Below are 18,152 nucleotides of genomic sequence, written 5' to 3'. Positions count from 1 at the left end.
CAAAGGCACCGAATTAGGTGCCATTTGTTACAATTTTAGGCAAGGCTAATTGACTTTAACGCAGAATGGTAGAGTTCCAAATATTCTTCCGCTGCTTTGCGCCAGCAAAAGTCCTGTTGCATTGCATGCAGTTGAACTCGTTTTACTTCGGCATTATTTTGCGTATACAGCAACAGTGCCCTAAGCATGGTTAACAACAAGGCTTGCGGTGTTGGATCATAAAACACAAAACCCGTTGCATCAGACGAGTCAACATCATAATCGTTCACGCTGTCTTTTAGGCCGCCTACGCCTCGCACAATCGGTAACGTGCCATAAGCCATGCTGTAAATCTGATTAAGTCCACATGGCTCAAACTCAGACGGCATCAAAAAGAAATCAGATCCAGCCTCAACCAAATGAGCAAGCTCATTGTCATAGGCGTCAACAAAGACAAACTTATCTGGGAACTGTTCAGCGACTTCTTCTAAATGCGTAGCAAGAACTGGATCACCGGTTCCGACAACAACTAATTGCACGTCGTGCTTGAGGAAGTCCGTCAACGCTGGCAGTAAATAATGCAGTCCTTTCTGCATTGTCAGGCGACAAACCATGCCAAACATCGCACAGTCTTTCTCGGCTAGGTTCAGACGTTGCTGTAGCGCTTTTTTACACGCACTTTTGCCTTCAACCATGCTTTGGTGATTAGGTTCGTAGTTCAACGGCAGATAAGCATCGGTTTTAGGATTCCAGGCGCTGTAATCACAACCGTTGAGTATACCAACTAAATCTTTAGCTCGTTGTTGGAACTCCCACGCCATGCCATGACTACCAAGCTCTGTCTGTAACTCTTCAGCATAGGTAGGGCTTACTGCGTTGATTTTGTCAGCGTTTAACACGCCCGCCTTGAGCATCGCAATGTGCGTTGAACTGACGGCTGCATCGGGTACACTTCTGCTGTGAAACTCAGGCAGGCATTGCACCTCATCATAGCTAAATACCCCTTTAAATACTGCGTTGTGAATCGAGATCACGCTGCGAATATTTGCATAAAATGGGTCAGATCCGTATCGATGCTTCAACAAAAATGGCACAAGGCCAGTATGCCAGTCATTGGCATGTACGATGTCAGGTCGGAAATCCAGCTTAGGTAGCATGTCTAAGCAAGCTGCGCTGAAAAAGGCGAATCGCTCACCATTATCTGAATACGCTTCGTTGTTCTCAGCGTACATTGATGGGCGGTTGAAATACGGCTGGCAATCAATCAAATAAACTGGCGTATCACCGAGATACAGCCTTAATACTCGATATTCTGTATGCGGCCACGAGGTTAGCTGCGTCTCTAACAACACCTCCGCTTCAGAAAGCCTTTCAATACCATTGTATGCGGGAATGGTAATACGTACATCTTGCTGAAGTCCGTGGAGCGCTTCAGGCAGTGCCTTGGCTACATCAGCCAAGCCACCACTTTTAATCAATCCTTCGACTTCAGACGCTACAAACAGAATAGATAAGTTGTTAGTAGCCAACTCGTGCTCCTTTAGGAATAACAACAATACCGTCATCCGACACGTGGAAGTACTTCTTGTCTTCCTGAAGGTTCACTCCAATCTGTGTGCCGGGTGCAATATCAGCGTTCTTGTCCACTATTACTCGACGTAAAACACAGCCTTCACCGATTTTAACGTCACCAAGGAGTATACATTCGCTGATATCGCATGCAGATGCAATATTACTTCTGAAACCAAGTACAGATTTCTCTATACGGGAGCCTCGAATATAGCTGCCATTACACACCAGGCTATCGATAATTTGGACACGACCGTTGTCTGAATCCGTGAACGTTGCAGGTGGTAAAGGCGGGTAATAGGTATGCAGTGGCCATTTACGGTTATATAGAGAAAATGGTGCATCTTTTTCTAGCAAGTCCATATGTGCTTGCCAGTAGGCATCAATCGTACCGACATCTCGCCAATAAACTTGCTCTTTCTCACCATTGATCTTGTTGGTGCTAAAGTCATAAACAAACACATCCCCACGTGGGAACATTTTTGGAATAATGTCTTTACCAAAGTCATGGGAAGATTCTTCGTTGCTCGCATCTTCGATCAACTCAGAAAACAGTTCTTTCGCTTCAAAGACATAATTCCCCATTGAGACAAGCGCGTAGTCAGGCTCGCCAGGAATCGACTTAGGATTTTCTGGCTTTTCTTCAAAGCCAATCATGCGCCCTTCACTATCCACTTCGATAACACCGAACTGAGAAGCTTCTTTTAGTGGCATACGCAGAGCCGATACGGTCAATGAAGCTTGCTTGCTGATATGGAAATCCAGCATCTGCTTAATGTCCATTTTGTAGATATGGTCAGAACCAAAAATACAAACTTGGTCTGGCTCTTCCATTTCCATAAAACGAAGGTTCTGATAGATAGCATCTGCCGTGCCCTCATACCAACGCTTGCCGGTACGCATCTGAGCAGGAATCGGGTCGATGAAACGATCAGTGATTCCGTTGATGTTCCATCCTTTTTTTAAATGATAAAACAGGGATTGCGATTTAAATTGGGTCAGCACGTAAATGCGCATTAAATCCGCATTGACGAAGTTGTTGAGTGCAAAGTCAATCAGACGATAGCTACCACCAAAAGGTACTGCAGGTTTACTGCGAGATTCAGTTAAAGGTCTCAAACGTGAGCCTTCACCGCCAGCAAGAATCATTCCCAAAACACCAGCCATTGTTGTTCTCCGTATCGTTATAGCTTGGAATGGATGCTCACTTAATTGAACGTATTGTGGGGAATCAAGTGAACACATTGTCAGCCACATTCAGTACTTCTCTGAGCACCTATCATGTGGATTAAAAAGTTTCGGCATTGCTCTGCCAAATTACAGGGTGTGTTAACTTTTCGTGGAGCGCGTTTGCGTTTTATCTCAGTTCAAAAATTCGTTTTAGTTTTAAACGCGAAAAAGAGGGTTTAAGGGGGCTCTATTCCATTTTCTTTTCAACAAAGAGTCAGCACTTTTTTAGTATAGGTACCTAGCCCACATCCATTGAGCTATCGATATTTGGCAACTCTAAATCGTGATTTGCTTCTCAATTAAAAAATGACAAATCCACGACATTATTTGTATTAATGCCTAATAACGAGATACCGATATCATCACGAAACAACACACCCTAAAATATTCTTATCTGTCGACCACCGATTTAAATGCATTTTGTTGCATTTGTTTTGTAATAAACTATCTAATTTGAACCTTAATTACAATTTAAAATACGTCATTCTGTGTATAAGGTAGGCACGACTTACTCGATACGATATTCAGATCACATTAGAAAATGGGTTCTTCTCCGCTTAGGTGAGCTTGATATTTGGGTAAAAAGTTGAGTGGGTATCAGGAACCGATGTTTGTCTGATCTTCAACTTAAAATAATCTGTATCTCTTACTCCTCTGGCTCTTCGTCTGAGTAACCCTATAGATACATTGCCAGCCTCAACCCGAGCGTTGGTCAGCTTGTATTTTGCGTAGTTACAGATACCTACTTTTCTTTCTAATATTGAGTCTGCAAAGCTGCTTAGTGACATTATCCGAGTTGACTTTGCTAGACGGCACCAAGCTTCAAGAGCGGCTGTCATGGTCTCGTAACAAGGCTCATCCCATATCGCTTGTAGCTGCTCTTTTAGCATATAAATCACGCACAACGTCTTGTTACTCTCAAGTAAATCGTCGAGTCTGTCAGACTGCTTGTCATCCAATTTCTGTGCATTTTTCAGTAGGAGGAAGAGTGTGCCTTTAAGCATCCTTTTCTCATCGTGCGAGCCAATCCTAAAAGCTTTCGCTCTCTCTTTTCTGATTAAAATGCAGTAGTTTTGCATCACATGGAATCGGTCAAAAACGATGTCTGCATGAGGTAACATTTTTCTTACCGCTGATTGGTAAGCTTGCCCCATATCCATTGATACCGCTTTAATTCCAGCCTTTGTTTCCTCTGATAGTTGCTCGAAAAATGAGATAAGGACTTCTGCTTTTCGTCCATGTTCTACCCAAATTAAATGACCAGAAACAAGGTCGTAAACGACGGTCATATAATCGTGTCGTTTAGCTCTAGCTACTTCATCAACGCCAATGTGGAGTAAGTTCTTTAGTTTCTCGGGTTCTAAAGCTGGCAGGCTTGAACGCAAGTATTCTCTATCGATGTTTTTGACTGTTTCCCACCGAATACCTAAATGCTGAGACACGGCATGTATGCTCATGTGGCGGCATAATCCACTGATAAACTTGCAAAAGCGAGCGGTATAGCGACCTCCTTTAGAGACATAGTCAGTATCTTCAATTAGCCGTCTTCCGTCTTTATCTCTGGTTTTAGCCAGTTCAACTTCTATCGTGCATGGCCGTCCGCTAACAGGCAGATCCTGAAGTCGTCTTTTGACATAGTGGTCTACGGTGCAGGTTGCACCTGTGATTGGATCTTTGACCTTATATCTTCGGTCTCGACGGCAACGAACGAAAACTGATTGGGACACTTCTTCTATTGAACAAGATTCGACACACTGACCTTTAAAGCAAAACAACGAGGAATACAAAGACGACAAAATACACTACAAACTTATAATAAAAATAAGCATTATAAATCATGTGATTATGATAGGTTCATTGATGTTGTTTGACTCATGAAAGCGGAGAAGAGCCGAAAATGTAATAGATTACACTCTGAAAACAATTTACGAACGAAAACACTACATAGTTAGCGACGTAAATATGCACGGTTTATTCGCGCTGTATCGAACGCTTGTAAATATCATACGATTCTAAGCTTCACGCTACGACACACATGTTGCTAAAAAATGAATGAGACAAACCTGAAGATAAAGATTTGTAAAAATTGTGAGGCTAAAGGTGTGAGGATGAAATATCGCCAAAATCAGAGAAGGTAATTTGGAACCAATAATAAAAAGGCAGCGAATTCGCTGCCTTTTTATTTACTGAACACGTTTAAGCTTTGGCTTTTTTACGTTTATCGGTGACTTCCCATTTTCCATCGACATAAAGCGCAGTCCAACCGCTTGGCTTGCCGTTCTCTTCAGAGCGAACGTAGTTCTCTTTCGTTTTACGGCTAAAACGAACCACTGCCGGACGGCCATCAGGGTCTTCCTGTGGTGCTGTCGCGAGATATTTGAACTTCTCTGGTAAGCGTTCTTCGTAAAGCGTTAGCTCTGAAACAAGTGGCGCTCGCGTTTCGCGTGATTTAGGGAAGTTGCTGGCTGCCATAAACAGACCAGATGCCCCATCACGCAACACAAAGTAAGCGTCCGAGTTTTCGCATGGCAGTTCAGGGAAGTGCACTGGATCTTCTTTCGGCGGCGCGACTTCACCGTTCCTTAGAATCTTGCGGGTGTTTTTGCATGTCTCGCTCGTGCAATCCATGTATTTACCGAAGCGACCATTCTTAAGCACCATGTCAGAACCACACTTGTCACACTCAACAACCGGTCCATCATAGCCTTTAACTTTAAACTCACCGTATTCAACGATGTAACCTTCACAATTTGGGTTGTTACCACAAACGTGCATCTTACGTTTATCGTCGATTAGGTACGCGTCCATCGCTGTTTCACAGATTGGACAACGTTTCTTGGCACGTAGCGCTGCGGTTTCTACGTCTTCTTCTAAGACGTTGATGATGCCTTCTTCATCGCCTAAGTTGATGGTAGTTTTGCAACGCTCTTTAGGTGGCAGTGCATAACCCGAACAACCTAGGAATACGCCGGTGGATGCTGTACGAATACCCATTGGGCGGCCACATGTCGGACATTCGATGTCTGTCATCACAATGTGGTTAAGCTTCATACCACCTTCAGACTCATCCAGGTCGGCTTTTTCAAGGTCACCGGTGAAGTCGGTAAAGAAGTTGTCCAGTACTGATTTCCAGTTGACTTCGCCTTCTGCGATTTGGTCCAGCTTCTGTTCCATACGCGCGGTAAAGTCGTAGTTCATCAAATCATTAAAGCTATCGTCCAGACGGTCTGTAACGATCTCACCCATTTTCTCTGCGTAGAATCGACGCTGGTCGACTTTCACGTAGCCACGATCCTGAATCGTCGAGATGATAGACGCGTAAGTCGATGGACGGCCAATACCACGCTTTTCAAGTTCTTTAACCAGTGCAGCTTCTGTAAAGCGTGCTGGCGGCTTGGTAAAGTGCTGTTTCGGGTCAAGTGACTCTAGGTTCAACTTATCGCCAAGCTGCACCGCAGGAAGGATTGTGTCCTCGTTTTTGCCCATTGGACGTTGTACGCGCGTCCAACCGTCAAACTTCAGGATGCGACCTTTGGCTTTTAATGTGAACTCTTCGGCTTTGACGCTGATGGTTGTGGAATCGTATTCTGCTGGCGTCATTTGACACGCAACGAACTGGTTCCAAATTAATGCGTAAAGCTTATGAGCGTCTGCGTCGACACCTTGCAGATCTTCTGCTTTCACATCCACGCTAGACGGTCGAATCGCTTCGTGCGCTTCTTGAGCCCCTTCTTTGCTGCCGTATTTTAACGGTGAAGCTGGAAGGTACTTGTCACCAAACTCAGAACCGATGAAGTCACGGACAGCATCCACAGCTTCTGCACTCAAGTTAGTTGAGTCAGTACGCATATAGGTGATGTAACCCGCCTCATACAAGCGTTGAGCCAGCATCATGGTCTTCTTAACGCCGTAGCCTAAACGGGTACTTGCCGCTTGCTGCAGAGTCGAAGTGATGTAAGGCGCTGACGGCTTACTTTTCGTTGGTCGGTCTTCACGCTTGCAAACTTCGTAGCTAGCATTTTCCAGCACAGACATCGCTGCTTTGGTTTCTGCCTCGTTAACTGGCTTAAACGCTACGCCGTCTTTCTGAGCAACCAACAGTTTGAAATCCGCTTTGTCTTTGGTCTTGGTGTTTGCGTGGATGTCCCAGAATTCTTCCGGCACAAATGCGTTGATTTCGCGCTCACGCTCTACCAGCAACTTAACCGCTACCGACTGAACACGGCCTGCAGACAAGCCACGAGCAACTTTCTTCCATAGTAATGGAGAGACCATGAAGCCAACCACGCGGTCCATGAATCGACGGGCTTGCTGCGCGTTTACGCCATCCATATTTAGCTCACCAGGCGTCTGGAAAGCTTGCTGGATAGCATTTTTCGTAATTTCGTTAAAAACAACTCGTTTGTATCGCTCTTCATCGCCACCGATGATCTCACGAAGGTGCCATGCGATTGCTTCCCCCTCGCGGTCCAAATCGGTTGCGAGATAGACGTAATCAGCATCTTTGGCTAATTTTTGTAATTCGCCAACTACTTTTTCTTTGCCAGGAAGAATCTGATAATTCGCTTCCCAGTCGTGATATGGGTTGATCCCCATTTTTTTGATCAGCGCTTTACGATCTTTCTCTTTTTTGACTCGTGCTTTCTCTTCAGCACTCATCCCTTTAGTTGAAATGGCAGCTGCTTTCTCACCAGTGCTTTGGCCGGCCGTAGGCAGATCACGCACATGACCAACACTAGACTTAACAACAAAGTCTTTACCAAGGTACTTATTTATTGTCTTTGCCTTGGCTGGTGACTCCACTATAACGAGTGATTTACCCATAACTGACTCTAACGTCCTTCATAATAATGCGGGTAAACCCCTGACTTGGAAGTCACCCGCATAATGTTCTATTTCATTGCTTCTTTTTTTACTATTGTGCGAGATGAAAAGAAGATCAACTGCTTTTTTGCAATTCAGATCCGATCGGTTGACAATTCATCGTCTTTATACTTCAAACAGACAGGGCTTTGAAAGGTCTGGTCGGCATATCTAAACAGGCAAAGTTTGCTACTGCTAATCGAATTAAGGAAATTTTGTTACCCATCACAAAATAACTTTCGTCTATTATCCGCAACCTTAGGTGACTACGATGAAAACCCGTCGCTCGAGAGTAACCTTTAATTGCATTCCATTGGGTATAATCCCCTGTTAATAATAGGTATACTTCTTCGCTCTGAGATTGTTATGAATGACGGGAACGTTATGTCTGATAGAAAATTTATTGAAGAATTTGACCTTCTTTTAATCGCTAACCAAATCATCCAAGAGCACGATGATTACATTGAGGGTATGCGCGCGACAAGCGTAGAAGAAAAAGACGACGTTTTAGTCTTTAAAGGGGAATACTTTCTTGATGAGAAAGGATTACCAACGGCAAACACGACTGCCGTTTTCAATATGTTTAAGTATCTAGCGCATCATCTTTCAAAAGAATTTACGCTGAAAAAATAGTCAAACAAGCCCCTAAAAAAGAAAAACCAGAGCCACATTGACTCTGGTTTTTTATCTGTTTATTTATGTGGAATACTTACTAGCAACTAAGCGATTTAAGCTTGTCGAAGTAGTCCGGGAATGTCTTCGATGTACATTTCGGATCGTTGATGGTCACAGGTGTATCACTCAATGCAACCAGTGAAAAACACATCGCCATTCGGTGGTCATCATAGGTGTCGATCGCAGCATGTTTGAGCTGAGGAACTGGCTTAACGATGATGTAATCCTCACCCTCTTCCACTTCAGCGCCAACTTTACGAAGTTCAGTCGCCATCGCAGACAAACGGTCGGTTTCTTTTACGCGCCAGTTGTAAACATTGCGAATCGCTGTCGTACCTTCTGCAAAAAGAGCCGTGGTTGCAATCGTCATCGCCGCGTCAGGGATATGGTTATAATCCATATCAATACCTTTCAGTTTACCCGCACGAGCAATCACATAGTCATCGCCCCATTCAATTTCAGCGCCCATTTTTTCAAGCGCATCTGCAAATTGAATGTCACCCTGAATACTGTTTTTGCCAATACCGGTAACTTTAACTTCGCCACCTTTGATCGCCGCAGCCGCCAGGAAGTAAGACGCTGAAGAAGCGTCACCTTCCACGAGAAAATCCCCAGGTGCAACGTAATGCTGGCCGGCAGGAATAACAAATTCCTGATAATCATTGTTGATTACATTAACGCCAAACTGCTTCATGATATGCAGCGTGATATCGATGTACGGCTTAGACACCAAGTCACCTTCGATATTGATGCGCACTTCGCCTTCAGCGAGTGGCGCAGACATAAGGAAAGCAGTTAAAAACTGACTCGAAATGGAACCATCAATCGATACCGTACCTGACTTCAAACCCGTTCCCACAATTTTCAATGGCGGGTAGTTTTCATTTTCGAGGTATTCGATATCTGCACCAGCATCTTGTAATGCAGTAACGAGGTGACCAATTGGGCGCTCTTTCATACGAGGCTCACCGGTCAAAACATACTCACCTTCACCAAGACAAAGCGCAGCCGCTAGAGGGCGCATTGCCGTGCCAGCATTGCCTAAAAACAGCTCTACAGGCTCTGACACTGAGAATGGTTGGCCAAGTCCTTCCACAACACACTCGGTTTTGTCTTCAGACAACTGATATTGAACACCAAGCGTGTTAAGGGCGTTGAGCATATGACGGATGTCGTCACTATCTAGAAGGTTGGTCAGGCGAGTCGTGCCTTTTGCTAAAGCAGCTAGCAAAAGAGCTCGGTTAGAGACGCTTTTTGATCCTGGAAGATTCACTTCCCCTTGGATTTTATTGATTGGTTGTAACGTTAGGCTTTCCATTGAAAGTTGATAATCCTTTGTGCTCTCAGTTCACGTTTTTTGAGAGCTGAACAATTCTTCGTGGATTCAGACTAACCAAAAAACCAATACAAAACCAGAGCAAATCTACGCTAATTTATGAATAATTAGTCAGCGTATCTATTTGCCTGAAAACTAGGGCCTAATAGACCATGTCAACCCGGACGCCGTCATCAAAATACAAAATACGAACCTCGTCGCCGCGGCCAAATAACATATTTCTATCAACGTCTTGAATAACATTGATAAGTTTGTCGCCATCAACCTTTATCAAAAGTTCAACCAACTGAGATTCAACCGTGTATTGCTCAGTACTTTGATTTTGTGCGACAGCTGCGCCAGTAAGCGCACCAACGGCGGTCGCCACTTCTTTACCTGTTCCGCCACCAAACTGGTTTCCGACCAACCCACCAATTGTTGCACCTAGTAACGTTTTCCAGCCATTATTTTTTGATTTAACAACCTCTTGCTGCGTGATATAACGAACAGAATCCACTTTTCCATAGACAACTTCGTTGACGGGCTTTGCCACATTTCTTTCGTAAGCTGCATTGGCGAAAAATGGTAAAAGCAGTATGATCCAAAACCACAATTTCGCTCTATTTCGTGTTCGCGTCATCATAAACTCCTCTGGCTCAAATGTTGGTAATGACTTTTTATGGCAATCTATTTAACTGAACTTGGTAAGGCATTCACCTTCCCCTCTCCCTATAAAGCACTGAGCGACCCTAATGGGCTCCTGGCTTTTGGTGGCGACTTGAACCCGATGAGAATACTCAAGGGCTATCACCAGGGGATTTTTCCTTGGTACGGACCTGGTGAGCCTATACTTTGGTGGAGCCCTTCTCCTCGTGCGGTCTTTGATCCTTCGACTTTTAAACCATCAAAAAGTCTCAGAAAGTTTCAGCGAAAACATGATTATCAAGTCACCCTAAATCAAGCAACCCAAAATGTGATTCAGCTCTGTTCCTCCACTCGCCCTGAGAGTGAAACATGGCTCAACGATGACATGCAAACGGCTTATATAGAACTTGCTGAACTTGGGTATTGCCACTCAGTAGAAGTATGGCATGAAGATGAACTGATTGGCGGCTTGTACGGGTTAAGTGTCGGCCAGGTATTTTGCGGTGAATCTATGTTTAGTTTAAAGGATAACGCATCGAAAGTGGCTTTGTGGTATTTGTGTCATCACCTTAAATCAAATCAAGGTCAGTTGATTGACTGTCAGGTAATGAACTCTCATTTAGCATCACTGGGCGCATTTGAACTTGATCGGGACGAGTTCATGCAAAAGCTACTATCTTTAAGAGAAAAGCAAATGGCTTCAGGCACTTTTGAGCCACAAGTTCTGCGGAATTCAGCATCATGAGCACGGATCTACAACATATTCGCATAGGATTGACCAACAACCACCCTTGTAGCTATCTACCAGAGCGACAAGAGCGTGTTGCGGTCGCACTTGATGACAATTTACATACAGAAAACAACTATCAGCTATTGATGGCTAACGGCTTTCGTCGCAGTGGTGACACGATATATAAACCACATTGTGAGAACTGCAACGCGTGCCAACCTATCCGTGTGGCGATAAAAGACTTCACCCCTTCAAAAAGTCAGAAACGCCTGCTTAATAAAGGGCAAGGTTTGCGTTGGGAAATGAAACCGCAGATGGATCCTGACTGGTTTGAGCTCTATAGTCGCTACATTTGTAAACGTCATAAGAGCGGTACGATGTACCCACCCAAACGTGATGAGTTCGCTCGCTTTGCACTAACTAACTGGCTTACTACACTATTTTTGCACGTCTACGATGAATCAGAACAACTGGTTGCCATCGGCGTAACGGACGTCATGCCTCATTGTTCGAGTGCATTCTATACCTTTTTCGACCCTGATTACCCTCTATCGCTTGGTACATTAGCGGTGTTGTATCAAATAGAGTACTGCCAAAAAAGCAACCATCAATGGCTATACTTGGGTTATCAGATAGATGAATGTCCAGCAATGAACTATAAAACACGCTTTCAACGCCACCAAAGGCTAGTAAATCAGCGTTGGCGAGGGTAGAATACGCTCCAACTTTACATAATTACTATTTAGCGGCAAAATAAAGCCCGCTAAAATTTGCCTAATTTCTAAAGAGGATTAAATGGCTAAAGAAGACGTAATTGAGATGCAAGGCACTGTCCTTGACACTCTACCAAACACTATGTTCCGTGTTGAACTTGAAAACGGTCACGTTGTGACTGCGCATATCTCTGGTAAAATGCGTAAGAACTACATCCGTATCCTTACGGGTGACAAAGTAACTGTAGAGATGACTCCATACGACCTAACTAAAGGCCGCATCGTCTTCCGTGCTCGTTAATCTCTGATTTTCGGATGCAAATAAAAAACGGAGCCTGACGCTCCGTTTTTTATTTGTGGTCGATAAATCACAAGCAGAGCTATCGCGCATGATTCATGTTGCCCGAGTTTCATTAAAAAAGGATGCTAACGCATCCTTTTTTGTTTCATAGAACCGAGAGTTTATCAGTGCACTGCGGCTTCTTTCTCGCTCAAATACTCAAATTCCAGAGCATCGTTTACGAGTGAAACCTTCACGGTACCACCGTTAACCAAAGAGCCGAACAGAAGCTCGTTCGCCAAAGGTTTCTTAAGCTGCTCTTGGATAACACGGCCCATTGGACGAGCACCCATCGCTTTGTCGTAACCCTTGTGAGCCAACCAGTGGCGCGCGTCTTGAGAGACTTCCATCGAGACACCACGAGCATCCAGCTGTACTTGAAGCTCAACGATAAACTTATCGACAACTTGATGGATAACCGTCTCATCCAGGCTGTTAAACCAGATGATGTTATCAAGGCGGTTACGGAATTCAGGAGTAAATACTTTCTTAATTTCCGCCATCGCGTCATGGCTGTTGTCTTGTTGAATCAAGCCTATCGATTTTTTTTCGGTTTCCGCAACACCGGCGTTGGTCGTCATGACAAGAATCACATTGCGGAAGTCCGCTTTACGACCGTTGTTGTCGGTAAGGGTGCCGTTATCCATCACTTGCAATAGCAAGTTAAAGATATCTGGATGCGCTTTCTCGATCTCATCCAACAGAACCACAGAGTGCGGGTGTTTGATCACCGCATCAGTGAGCAAGCCACCTTGGTCGTAACCCACATATCCTGGTGGAGCACCGATCAGACGGCTCACCGAATGACGTTCGCCGTATTCAGACATATCAAAACGCAGTAGCTCAATGCCAAGCAGTTTAGATAACTGAACAGTTACTTCCGTTTTACCAACACCTGTCGGGCCTGCAAACAAGAATGAACCGACAGGTTTATTGTCTACACCCAACCCTGCGCGGGTAAGCTTGATGGCTTCTGATAATGCATCAATCGCATTGTCTTGTCCGAACACCAGCATTTTCATCTTGCGGTCCAGATTCTTCAGAATATCTTTATCCGAAGAAGATACCGATTTTTCTGGAATGCGAGCCATTTTCGCAACCATTGCTTCAATGTCTGCGACACCGACGGTTTTCTTACGTCGACTTGCTGGAGCCAAGCGGCTGCATGCGCCAGCTTCATCAATAACGTCGATTGCTTTATCAGGTAAATGACGCTCATTAATGTACTTAGCCGATAATTCCACAGCAGCACGAAGTGCTTTGTTTGTATAGCGAACTTCGTGGTGCGCTTCGTACTTCGGCTTAAGTCCCATCAAAATCTTAGTTGTGTCATCGAGTGATGGCTCAACAATATCGATTTTTTGGAAGCGACGAGATAGTGCACGCTCTTTCTCAAATATGTTGCTGTACTCTTGGTACGTTGTTGAGCCGATACAACGAAGCTTACCGCTGCTAAGCAGAGGTTTAATTAAGTTTGCCGCATCAACTTGACCGCCAGACGCAGCGCCCGCACCGATGATTGTATGAATTTCATCGATAAACAGAATAGCGTCTTCTTCTTTCTCAAGCTGTTTCAAAATGGTTTTGAAACGTTTCTCAAAATCACCGCGATACTTAGTACCCGCAAGCAAAGAACCAATGTCCAAAGAGTAGATTACGCTGTTTTCAATAACTTCAGGAACCTGCCCTTCAACAATTCTCCACGCCAGGCCTTCTGCAATCGCAGTTTTACCCACACCAGCTTCACCGACAAGCAACGGGTTGTTTTTACGGCGACGACAAAGTACTTGAATAGTGCGCTCGAGCTCTTTGTCTCGACCGATTAGTGGATCAATATTCCCCGCTTTAGCCACCTGGTTTAAGTTGGTAGCAAAACTCTCCAGACGCTCTTCCGAGTTCGAATCATCCGTACTTTCTGAACTGAAGGAATCTGGTGATGATGGATCTTCACTAGCGCCAGACGCTTTGGTAATGCCGTGGGAGATAAAATTGACGATGTCTAGGCGAGAGATATCATTTTTCTTAAGAAGGTAAGCAGCATGAGATTCTTGCTCGCTAAAAATAGCAACAAGTACGTTCGCCCCTGTCACTTCATTTCGACCCGACGACTGAACATGAAAAACTGCACGTTGTAGGACGCGTTGGAAGCTCAAAGTCGGTTGAGTTTCACGCGTCTCATCACTTTCGGGGATGAGAGGCGTAGTTTGATCGATGAATATATCGAGTTCGTTACGCAAAGCATCTAAATCCGCTTTGCAGGCTAGAAGGGCTTCCTTAGCTGCATCATTTTCCAACAATGCAAGTAGGAGGTGTTCGACAGTCATAAACTCGTGACGTTTGTCGCGCGCACGAGCAAATGCACTGTTAAGGCTTGACTCTAGTTCTTTGTTTAGCATAAGTACCTCCCGAAAAAACAACTGGGGTTGTTCGAGCAAGTCTTCTTTTTACGCTTGCTCCATAGTGCAAAGCAACGGATGTTCATTTTCCCTTGCGTACATCGTAACTTGCGCTACTTTTGTCTCGGCAATTTCTGCGCTGTACGTCCCACAAACTGCCTTTCCTTCATAGTGTACCTTGAGCATTATTTGAGTCGCTCTATCTATATCATGAGAAAAGAATCGCTCAAGTACCTCTATGACGAAATCCATAGGTGTATAGTCATCATTGTTGAGTACAACGTTATACAGCTTAGGTGGCTGAATTTTTGTACTTTCTCGCTCCAGAAGATCAGAGTCTGGAGTGACCCACTCAAAATTTTTACTCATGGCAATTAAAGATATCGTATCAAAGGGTTGATGTTTTCGACCTATAAAAACAATCTACCACAAGCATGCTGCGCGGTGTAGTGAGAAGTGACACCGAAATAGAACTTTGATAGATAAAAGTTACTACCTATATAGAGACTAATGCACCTCTTGCGGGGGTGCAAATAAAAGATGCTTATCGATACGCTGTGATCTTTTACTTAAAATATTGCCGCTATCAACCCTAAGATTTCTTACTTATACGTTGCGATTGCGATACCAATGCACAGTCCGTATTAGATCACATTTCCCAATTTTTGAGGCGATATTTATCACGAAATCTTCATTTTTTATTCAATCAGAGGATTTCACTAACATAACAAACACAAATAGTATGGCTATTTTTCAACTTGTCATTTAGTAGCTAAAACATCTGAACATCAACGTACAGCCAGGAAAGTGTTTGCAAAATTGTTAATCTCAAAAGTGATTTGTTTTCAATAATGTTTCTGTTTGTTGCGAAACACTATTGACTGTGTGGACTGATTGACTACAGTGGAAAGTGTTGATGCATAAATCATCATCTGCGCGGAGCTTTTTTATTTCGAAGGCTCGCATAGTCGAGGGTTCACATTGACGCGATGGACGAACAGAAATTCTTCTGTTAGCAGTCGTTAAAAGTTAATAGTAGTTTCAAGTTAAAGGTATAACTTGATTAAAGTAACAACATCAGTAAAAAATGCATGAGGGATGTAAAAGCATGGCTACAGGTACAGTAAAGTGGTTTAACAATGCCAAAGGATTTGGGTTTATCTGTTCTGACGAAGAAGAAGGAGATATCTTTGCCCACTACTCAACTATCCAGATGGACGGTTATCGTACACTGAAAGCAGGCCAACAAGTCTCATACGAGATAGAAAAAGGTCCAAAAGGTTGTCACGCGAGCAGCGTAGTGCCAATTGAAGACCAAGCGAAATGATTAGAGCGCTGTAGAAACAAACCATTGCTCTCGTAACATAGAATAAAACACTGTTTATCGTTACGCAGAGAAAAATAAACCCGCCAAGTCAGCGGGTTTATTATTATCTGAACGACACACCGCGCACGGTGTGTCAGATTCACATTACTTATCGATAATTGAGTTCAGGATTGCACTTGGACGCATTAGTTTAGACGTTAACGAGTCATTAAGTAGGTAGTAACCACCTAGCTCGCCTTTCACGCCTTGTGCGTTGTTCAACTCGGCAACAATCGCTTCTTCTTGCTCTGATAGTGCTTTTGCAATCGGTGCAAATTCAGCTGCCAGATCAGCATCCGCTGTTTGCTCAGCCAACGCTTTTGCCCAGTATGATGCTAGGTAGTAGTGACTACCGCGGTTATCCAGCTCACCCACTTTACGTGATGGTGACTTGTTGTTATCCAGGAACTCACCTGTCGCTTTATCCAGTGTATCTGCCAGAACTTGTGCTTTCGCATTGCCTGTAGCTACGCTTAGGTGCTCTAAAGATGCAGCTAGTGCTAGGAATTCACCAAGAGAATCCCAACGAAGGTGGTTTTCTTTTTCAACTTGCTGAACGTGCTTTGGAGCAGAACCACCAGCACCAGTTTCAAACAGACCACCACCATTCATCAGTGGAACGATTGATAGCATCTTAGCTGACGTACCAAGCTCAAGAATTGGGAACAAGTCAGTTAGGTAGTCGCGTAGTACGTTACCTGTAACAGAAATTGTATCCAGACCTGCTTTGATACGCTCTAGTGAGTACAGACATGCGTCTACTGGTGACAGAATCTTAATTTCTAAACCGTCAGTATCGTGATCAGGTAGGTATGCGTTAACCTTCTTGATAAGCTCTGCATCGTGTGCACGGTTTTCATCTAGCCAGAACACCGCAGGAACGCCTGTTGCGCGAGCACGAGTCACCGCTAGCTTAACCCAGTCTTGGATTGGAGCATCTTTCACCTGACACATACGGAAGATGTCGCCTTCTTCTACCGCTTGCTCAAGTAGAACCTGACCCGCTGTATCAACAACACGTACTGTACCAGCTGCATCTAGGATAAATGTCTTATCGTGAGAACCGTACTCTTCTGCTTTTTGAGCCATTAGACCAACGTTTGGAACGCTGCCCATTGTTGTTGGATCAAATGCACCATGCTCTTTACAGAAATCAATTACTGCTTGGTAAATACCTGCGTAGCAACGATCAGGAATCAGTGCTTTAGTATCTTTTTGCTTGCCGTCAGGGCCCCACATTTGACCAGAAGAGCGAAGCATTGCTGGCATAGACGCGTCAACAATAATGTCGCTTGGTACGTGAAGGTTGGTGATACCACGGTCAGAATCAACCATCGCTAGTTCAGGCTGAGTTTGGTAAACCGCTTGAATTGCCGCTTCAATCTCTTCTTTTTGTGCTGCTGGTAGTGATTCGATTTTTGCGTAAACGTCACCAAGACCATTATTTACATCAACGCCAAGCTCTTCGAATAGCTTACCGTATTTAGCAAATACGTCTTTGTAGTACACTTTTACAGCGTGACCGAAGATAACAGGGTCAGAAACCTTCATCATGGTCGCTTTCATGTGTAGAGACAGCAATACGTCTTGTGCTTTTGCTTCAGCAATTTCTTTTTCGAAGAACTCAACCAGTGCTTTCTTCTTCATTACTGAAGAATCGATTACTTCTTTGTCTAATAGCGGGAATGCTGCTTTAAGTTCTTTAACCGAACCGTCAGCACCAACAAATTCGATTTTTACATCTGTCGCACCTGAAACGGTGGTAGATTTTTCACTGCCAAAGAAGTCATTACCTGACATGCTAGCGACATGTGATTTTGAATCCGCAGACCATGCACCCATTGAATGAGGGTTTTTCTTCGCATAGTTCTTAACAGAAAGCGGAGCACGACGGTCTGAGTTACCTTCACGCAGAACTGGGTTTACTGCACTACCCTTAATTTTGTCGTAAGCTGCTTTAATCGCTTCTTCTTCGTAAGTCGCTGGCTCATCTGGGTAATTTGGTAGATCGTATCCTTTGCTTTGAAGCTCTTTAATCGCCGCTCGTAGCTGTGGGATAGATGCAGAAATGTTTGGCAGCTTAATGATGTTCGCTTCTGGTGTTTGAGCTAGATTACCAAGCTCTGTCAACGCATCGCCAATACGTTGTTCTTCTTTCAAATGCTCTGGGAAGTTAGCGATAATTCGACCTGCTAGTGAAATATCACGAGTATCTACATTGATGCCAGACGATGCAGTAAACGATTGGATAATTGGTAGTAGTGAATAAGTTGCTAGCGCCGGTGCTTCATCAGTGATGGTGTAGATAATTGTAGGCTTTTCTGTAGGCAT

Annotated in this window: 14 protein-coding genes; 5 read left to right on the top strand and 9 right to left on the bottom strand. The window is 44.1% G+C overall.

The window, feature by feature from the left end; all coding sequences use genetic code 11:
* Window positions 1-35 precede the first annotated feature (35 nt).
* From glgA to topA, 4 genes are all read right to left on the bottom strand, one after another.
* Window positions 36-1,508, bottom strand: coding sequence for a glycogen synthase GlgA (glgA, locus tag L9Q40_RS01450; protein ID WP_498791742.1), 1,473 nt, complete (start codon window positions 1,506-1,508; stop codon window positions 36-38).
* Window positions 1,498-2,715, bottom strand: coding sequence for a glucose-1-phosphate adenylyltransferase (gene glgC / locus L9Q40_RS01445; protein ID WP_014231328.1), 1,218 nt, complete (start codon window positions 2,713-2,715; stop codon window positions 1,498-1,500). Before glgC ends, glgA begins: the two co-directional genes overlap by 11 nt.
* 620 nt (window positions 2,716-3,335) lie before the next feature.
* Complete coding sequence (locus tag L9Q40_RS01440) at window positions 3,336-4,574, bottom strand: ISL3 family transposase (protein WP_498791601.1); 1,239 nt, start codon at window positions 4,572-4,574, stop codon at window positions 3,336-3,338.
* A 400-nt stretch (window positions 4,575-4,974) separates the two neighbouring features.
* The gene (gene topA / locus L9Q40_RS01435; protein ID WP_498791741.1) at window positions 4,975-7,602 is read right to left on the bottom strand and encodes a type I DNA topoisomerase; all 2,628 of its coding nucleotides are present in this window, start codon (window positions 7,600-7,602) and stop codon (window positions 4,975-4,977) included.
* A 423-nt stretch (window positions 7,603-8,025) separates the two neighbouring features.
* Here topA and L9Q40_RS01430 point away from each other — a divergent pair, with 423 nt between their 5' ends.
* Window positions 8,026-8,274 (top strand): YciN family protein, encoded by a 249-nt coding sequence (locus L9Q40_RS01430; RefSeq protein WP_014231326.1) that lies wholly within the window; start codon window positions 8,026-8,028, stop codon window positions 8,272-8,274.
* Window positions 8,275-8,353: 79 nt separating this feature from the next.
* On the opposite strand, the gene aroA is transcribed toward L9Q40_RS01430, so the two are convergent.
* Both aroA and L9Q40_RS01420 read right to left on the bottom strand, forming a co-directional pair.
* Window positions 8,354-9,634 (bottom strand): 3-phosphoshikimate 1-carboxyvinyltransferase, encoded by a 1,281-nt coding sequence (aroA, locus tag L9Q40_RS01425; RefSeq protein ID WP_065299388.1) that lies wholly within the window; start codon window positions 9,632-9,634, stop codon window positions 8,354-8,356.
* 160 nt (window positions 9,635-9,794) lie between these two features.
* A complete protein-coding gene (locus tag L9Q40_RS01420) occupies window positions 9,795-10,271 on the bottom strand; it encodes an outer membrane lipoprotein (protein ID WP_014231324.1) in 477 nt (158 codons plus the stop codon).
* 39 nt (window positions 10,272-10,310) lie between these two features.
* Here L9Q40_RS01420 and aat point away from each other — a divergent pair, with 39 nt between their 5' ends.
* From aat to infA, 3 genes are all read left to right on the top strand, one after another.
* A complete protein-coding gene (gene aat, locus L9Q40_RS01415; RefSeq protein WP_498791740.1) occupies window positions 10,311-11,021 on the top strand; it encodes a leucyl/phenylalanyl-tRNA--protein transferase in 711 nt (236 codons plus the stop codon).
* Window positions 11,018-11,719: an arginyltransferase gene (locus L9Q40_RS01410; protein WP_498791739.1), complete on the top strand. Its 702-nt coding sequence runs from the start codon at window positions 11,018-11,020 to the stop codon at window positions 11,717-11,719. Before aat ends, L9Q40_RS01410 begins: the two co-directional genes overlap by 4 nt.
* 82 nt (window positions 11,720-11,801) lie before the next feature.
* Window positions 11,802-12,020, top strand: coding sequence for a translation initiation factor IF-1 (gene infA / locus L9Q40_RS01405; protein ID WP_006075347.1), 219 nt, complete (start codon window positions 11,802-11,804; stop codon window positions 12,018-12,020).
* Window positions 12,021-12,184: 164 nt separating this feature from the next.
* Here the strand turns inward: infA and clpA are convergent, their stop codons facing one another.
* Window positions 12,185-14,455 (bottom strand): ATP-dependent Clp protease ATP-binding subunit ClpA, encoded by a 2,271-nt coding sequence (gene clpA / locus L9Q40_RS01400; RefSeq protein WP_014231321.1) that lies wholly within the window; start codon window positions 14,453-14,455, stop codon window positions 12,185-12,187.
* A gap of 48 nt (window positions 14,456-14,503) precedes the next feature.
* Entirely contained in the window at window positions 14,504-14,824 is a 321-nt protein-coding gene (clpS, locus tag L9Q40_RS01395; protein ID WP_014231320.1) for an ATP-dependent Clp protease adapter ClpS, read from the bottom strand.
* 739 nt (window positions 14,825-15,563) lie between these two features.
* Between clpS and cspD the strand changes: the two genes are divergently transcribed.
* Complete coding sequence (gene cspD / locus L9Q40_RS01390; RefSeq protein ID WP_014231319.1) at window positions 15,564-15,782, top strand: cold shock domain-containing protein CspD; 219 nt, start codon at window positions 15,564-15,566, stop codon at window positions 15,780-15,782.
* A gap of 144 nt (window positions 15,783-15,926) precedes the next feature.
* Here the strand turns inward: cspD and L9Q40_RS01385 are convergent, their stop codons facing one another.
* The gene (locus tag L9Q40_RS01385; protein WP_498791738.1) at window positions 15,927-18,152 is read right to left on the bottom strand and encodes an NADP-dependent isocitrate dehydrogenase; all 2,226 of its coding nucleotides are present in this window, start codon (window positions 18,150-18,152) and stop codon (window positions 15,927-15,929) included.

Origin of the sequence: Allocatenococcus thiocycli (genome assembly GCF_921292965.1) — a bacterium.
Lineage (GTDB): Bacteria > Pseudomonadota > Gammaproteobacteria > Enterobacterales > Vibrionaceae > Vibrio > Vibrio natriegens.
This window is presented reverse-complemented; position numbering and strand designations above follow the sequence as displayed.